Raw genomic sequence first — 5535 nt, 5'->3', positions numbered from 1 at the left:
TACTCGACCGGTTAATCCATCAATCCAACAGGATAGAACTAAAAGGTGAATCAATGAGAAGAAAACGTAAAAGAGAAGAGTAATTATTTTTGTTATATTTGATTCAATATAACACTGAAAATGTTCTTTTCGTTTTGGGAAAATCGGGGGTGGTCAATTTACTCCGGCGCAGGTGGTCAACTTAAATCGTAGAAGGGTGGTCAGTTTAAGCGGATTTTCCACTCAGCACCACAATGTCAATCTGATCTATCAACTCTTCAATAAAACTGATGGGATGATAATCAAGAAAATCAATCATCACAACTTGTTCTTTTTTTCTTTTTTTCAGCAGGGCTTTCAGGTTAGGGTCTCCTGCCGGCATAGCTATAATGTCACTTTTCTCGAGATAAGTCCAATCATCTTCGGAAAGACGGAAGCAATCAAAAGCCCCCCCGTTCCAGCTGTCTGCTTTAAAATATCTGTCGCCTTGTTTGTTGATAAATATCTTATTCGACGCTGTCGGTTTATCAATTCGGTACAAATGCGATCGATCGATTTTTAGTTTATCCAAATGCTGTTCAATACGGATGCCAAATTCATCATTTCCAATTGCACCCATTACAGAAATATTTTCAATCCCTGAAAGTTTGCATTGCGTAGCAAAGTTCAATGAATTTCCACCAACATAAACAGTACCCTGTTCCGGAAAAAAATCAACGCAACACGAGGTTAAAGCTATAATTTTCATAGTATTATTAAAAAAAATGGCAAAATATACTGGTATTTTCAATTTTTAAATTACAGGTTTTCATCAGCCAATATTTATTGGGGAAACCATGCATTTTATCTAACTAAATACTAACCTAAATTCAGAATTTGTACCTATTACAGAAATCCTCAATTGCTTTCATTAGTTCCGCTTTTTTCCCAAAGAAAGGCATATGTGAGCCATCGATTCCCCATAATAGCATATTAGGAAATTTAACTTTCTTAAAGTGTTCCGGCCCCACCATCCAGTCTTTCTTTCCGTAAACAAACAATACCGGCATGTGTACTTGAGACGTAAACTCTACAAAATCTTTCTGGTAATCATCAATGGTCATTGCAACTGCACCAAAGTCCCAGTTCCAGTTTGGAATATCACCATAAGTTTGCCCGATCTTTAACATTTCATCCCGGCTTTCAAATCCCATCTGCCACATTAAATCTTTTTGGTTCAATACATTTATTAAACTATCCCACCTGGTATGCAAAGGAATTGACTGGTTAAGATAATAACCATCTTCTTCTACTTCCAGGAAATGACGTGCCTTTGGATACCAACTTGTTTTATAGCTATTACTGATATTTAGAGTACAATTAATCATTATGATCCCCTTTATCGATTCGGGATGTTTTAATGCATAGTCCATTTGCATTATGCCTGCAAAGGAATGGCCCATAATCAACCATTCTTTAATGCCTAGTTCTGTTTTAATCTCTTCAAAATCCTGAACCATCCTGTCTAACGAATAGTTACCATCCTCTGGACTGGACGAACGGCCAACTCCTCTCTGATCAAGGTAGATCATTTGAAAATGTTGTTCTAATGAATCGCCCATAAATTTTTCAAACCAGTAACTTCCGCTACCTGGTCCTCCATGAATAAACAGACAAGGTGTGCCTTGCCCTTGCATGGTAATGTGCAATTCTACACCATCAGAGGTTACAATCGTTTTCTCTTCTGCAAACGTGTTGAATGTAAGAGAAAGAAATAGCACCAATAAATATTTTTTCATGTTTAAATATGTTATGATTTGTTATAAAAAGCTCTTTATAAGAAGAATACTCCATTTCACCAGCCGATCATTAGTTATATTTAATGTCCGTGATCTCTAAATTAAGCCAGGTCCAGTCTCCATTTTCAAGTTTCCAGGTAGCCTGCATCCGGGCAGGCACTTTTATTCCTTCAAATACTTTATGTTCGCTTACTGTTATAATCCATTCGTGACGTTTTGAATCCTTATCATTTCCCATATACCTATGGGCAGAAAATTTAATAAACTCTCCCTTTTCGTTAAAATGAAATATTCCACTACCTATTGTTCCCTTATTGTTCATGGTCGCTTTTGCAGTTGTTGGATTAATAGCTTCCCAGGTAATATAAGGACTAAGTGCCAATGAAGGTAACCAAACCATTTCGCCCAAATAGCGTTGCAAAGAGCCTTCATCTAGTTTTTCTCCCCGTTCGTCAACCACCTTAAAAAGTGAGTTAACTTTGATCAGCATTTCTCCTTTCCCGTTCATGAATTTATCGCGCCCCTTAAAACGGATAAATGAATTCATCTTTACATCTACTTGCCATATAAATGCTGGTGAATTAGTAGTTGTATATTGAATGGCTTCAGCGGAATACCATTTTTTCTGACCAGGTTTAAGTTGCATGGTGGCTTTTTGTTTTATTTCAGCAATGCGGATAACAGGTTTGCCCACTACTCCTGAGTTTGTGAGCCAGTTTCTTACCGAAATGGGTAACTCACTAAAATCAGATACATTTACTATTCCTTCAGGCATAGGATGCATGGCCTCCTGTATCTGGCGAAGTTCTCGCTGAAACATCTGATTGAAGGAGTTATAAAAAAACTTTTTCTTCCAGTATTTCCTCATTATGTATATTATTATTTACGTTATAACAGATTTGACGTTCCTTCTTTTGGAATAAGGCATTTTTGCAGAATATCCATAACGTAGTAAAATTAAAGGATGCTTCCCTTCAACCTTAATTTCGCAGGCCAGTCGTTTCCTTACCGCTGGCTCCTCGCAAGGCATATTCAGGTGAGAGTGACTAATGCCCAGTTTGGTTAACGTCAATCCGAATCGCTGGAAAGCTCTTCCCATATTTATCCAACTTTCTGAATCATTGGTATCGGCTACAAATACGGCCAACCCTTGCGTATGCAATAATAAATTTTGTATCCTTTTCGCTTCACTTTTGGCTGAAACCAGGTTTTTCATTACAAAATTACCAACAACTCGCCCCATATTAGGAAGCCCTAAAGAAGGGAACCATAAGCCATCCAGTTTCTTTTCAGCTTCGAGTTTAGAATAACGGAACCAGTCGCTCAATTCTTTTACAAATTTTTTATTCCGAAACTGTAAATTATTGCCTTCGATTATATAATGAACAAGTTTACTAAAATTTTTCTTTCCATCTAATACTTGCAAAGAAATTCCTTGCTGATTAAAGCAAGAGCTAAGTTCCTGTAAGCTATTGTTATCGACTTTTTTATTTGAATATTTGTTTCGGCAAACCTGCCTTAAGGGAATGTATCCAAACAATTCGTCGGGCACCATATTCTCTGATTTTTCCAGATCGATTTTTATACAGGTATACCCATCGTTATTGGGTAATATGCTAATATTGTTTTTATATCCGCGGTTGTTTGCTGCAATAAGTATATTTTCCAGTGCGCATCCCAAACTAATGTACAATGCATGATTATCGCCGTCCACAACAGGCAAAGCACGCGAAAAGTCTGGATGAATAATTATCGTATTCTCTTGCAGTTCAAATTTCCAGGGTTGTGAATTGTGTCCGGAAGGGGCTTTAATTGCACAATCGATCAAGAATCTTAATTCTTCTCTGTCCATAATGTTTACACTATTCTTGTTATTAAAATGGTTAAAAATTAAATCCATAACCCAACGAAAAATAAAGAGGTGCTACAGAAAAATTACCTACAGTTTCAATATCTGCCATTCGCGAAGAAAATTTCTGTCTGTAATCCCTTTCCCCGTATTGGTATCCTGCATTGAGTAATAGCGCATGTTTCCCCGATTTCCCAATGTATCTGGAATAGCCAATACCAACTCCAATTACAGGTGTAACGGCAGTATAGTAATCGTTGTTGGGAATGTAAATACCTATGTTTGAGTTTACCCAAATCGTGTTTTTAGAGTTTGACCAGGCATCAAAGCCTATTTTGATTCCGGCCAGCAAATCGTTGAAACTGCTGTTAACATCCTGGTTGCCTAATCCGACATAGGTTTGTCCCCACATTTTCTGATTGAACAGTTTATGCTGATACCCTAACTCAATCTGGTTTGCAGCAACCTGCAAAATTATCCGGTTACTTTGCTGTGCACTTACATTACAGGAAAACAGTATGATAACCGCAACATATATAATTAACCTTTTCATTGTCTTCTATTTTACAGTAATTGTGATTTTTTTGACGATTGATTTTGCAGATGTCAGCACCCCGGGATTATCATAAATAATACCATCGGTTCCATCCGGGCTGCTGTGGCCTTTAAACTGGAGTTCTGTTGTTTCAGTTTCGGGATAAACCGTGGCGGCATAAACCACTGCGGGTTGTCCGCTTCCGTCTTCTCCTCCGGAGTAGTTTTCATCTTCAGGCCGTGAATTTTCAGGAAAAAACCCGTTAAAATCAACAGAGTGATTGAACTCAGCCTTTACGACAAATGGTTTTTCAATAGTTGCAATGCTTATCTTTATGTCCTGGTTCTCTTTCGGTGTAGCCCCGGTAATACCATCGGTAAGAGGATTTTCTTTTGTAGGCAGCAGCAAACCATCTTCATAAACAATTCCCCTTTGATGGCACCAATGGGGCAAAGATTCTTTTCGTCGGTTTCCTTTATTGGCCTGCCAGCCTTCGGTGGCTATTTTATAGGTCACAAATACAGTCGACAGGTAATTTCCATCTGTGTCTTCAATCCATACGGCGTACTGCGGCGGATTTTTTTTATTTAAACCCAAAAACAAGGGAAAATCGTGAAGCCACTCTTTTCCTGTTTCAATCTGAATTTCTACTTCCCCGTTTGTAAAAAACAGTTCTTCTTTTTCGCAAGAGTTAAACAAAAACAAACAAGCGAAAAAACAAAAGTTTACTATTGTCATTCTCATTTTCATTTTGTGTTAATTTTATTGGACAAAGCAACACATACCGAAAATGATTTCTTTTGACAATTATCAAAAAAAAACTAGTAAAGAGACTTTCTTATTCGACTTAAGGTTTCTTTAGTAATTCCAAGATACGATGCGATATATTGCAAAGGAATAGTATTGATATATTCGGGATACCTTTCCATTAATGTTTTATAGCGCGTTTCGGCCGTTTGGTTCAACAGCATAAAAAGATGTTCTTCCGAATTAATGGCTATGGTTTCTGCAATCAGGCGGCCTACCCTTTCTATATTTGGATAGCGACGGTACAGCTCATACAAATCACTTTTCTGAAATTCGGCAACTTCCATATCCATCATTGCCTGAACATTTATAAATGAAGGTTTGCCTGTAATAAAGCTCGTGTATGAGGTAATAAAGTTTGGCGCAAAATAAAAATCGCTGGTAATTTCATTTCCATTCGAATCGAGATGATAAAAGCGAAAATAACCCCGGTTTGTAAAAAGTACGGGAGTGTAATTTAAACTCTGTCTGGTAATTTTCTTTCATTCAAATTTAATTCATTTTCTGATTTTTCAATCGTAAAAGCTTTTTTGAACTGGATTTGAGTTCTGTCAGGGGCGGCTGAGTATGCGAAGCCGTTTATATAC

8 protein-coding genes are annotated in these 5535 nt (G+C 37.4%); 1 reads left to right on the top strand and 7 read right to left on the bottom strand.

Annotation, left to right across the window (positions count from 1 at the left end):
* Window positions 1-83: ATP-binding protein (locus ABZB17_RS19835; protein ID WP_372652875.1), on the top strand; the 83-nt coding region annotated here is incomplete at its 5' end.
* Window positions 84-205: 122 nt separating this feature from the next.
* Here the strand turns inward: ABZB17_RS19835 and ABZB17_RS19830 are convergent.
* From ABZB17_RS19830 to ABZB17_RS19800, 7 genes are all read right to left on the bottom strand, one after another.
* Window positions 206-727, bottom strand: a complete 522-nt coding sequence (locus tag ABZB17_RS19830; RefSeq protein WP_372652872.1) for a PfkB family carbohydrate kinase — start codon at window positions 725-727, stop codon at window positions 206-208.
* 121 nt (window positions 728-848) lie between these two features.
* Window positions 849-1757, bottom strand: a complete 909-nt coding sequence (locus tag ABZB17_RS19825) for an alpha/beta fold hydrolase (protein WP_372652869.1) — start codon at window positions 1755-1757, stop codon at window positions 849-851.
* A gap of 70 nt (window positions 1758-1827) precedes the next feature.
* Window positions 1828-2577, bottom strand: coding sequence for a DUF6544 family protein (locus ABZB17_RS19820; protein WP_372652868.1), 750 nt, complete (start codon window positions 2575-2577; stop codon window positions 1828-1830).
* A 63-nt stretch (window positions 2578-2640) separates the two neighbouring features.
* Window positions 2641-3609 (bottom strand): hypothetical protein, encoded by a 969-nt coding sequence (locus ABZB17_RS19815; RefSeq protein ID WP_372652866.1) that lies wholly within the window; start codon window positions 3607-3609, stop codon window positions 2641-2643.
* Window positions 3610-3640: 31 nt separating this feature from the next.
* A complete protein-coding gene (locus tag ABZB17_RS19810) occupies window positions 3641-4159 on the bottom strand; it encodes a hypothetical protein (protein ID WP_372652864.1) in 519 nt (172 codons plus the stop codon).
* Between the two features lie 6 nt (window positions 4160-4165).
* Window positions 4166-4879 (bottom strand): hypothetical protein, encoded by a 714-nt coding sequence (locus tag ABZB17_RS19805; protein WP_372652862.1) that lies wholly within the window; start codon window positions 4877-4879, stop codon window positions 4166-4168.
* A gap of 83 nt (window positions 4880-4962) precedes the next feature.
* The gene (locus tag ABZB17_RS19800; RefSeq protein ID WP_372652859.1) at window positions 4963-5244 is read right to left on the bottom strand and encodes a Crp/Fnr family transcriptional regulator; all 282 of its coding nucleotides are present in this window, start codon (window positions 5242-5244) and stop codon (window positions 4963-4965) included.
* Window positions 5245-5535 lie beyond the last annotated feature (291 nt).

Origin of the sequence: Draconibacterium sp., assembly GCF_041583095.1 — a bacterium.
Classification (GTDB): Bacteria; Bacteroidota; Bacteroidia; order Bacteroidales; family Prolixibacteraceae; genus Draconibacterium.
Note: the sequence above shows the minus strand (reverse complement) of the source record. Positions and strands in the feature narration are given on the sequence as shown.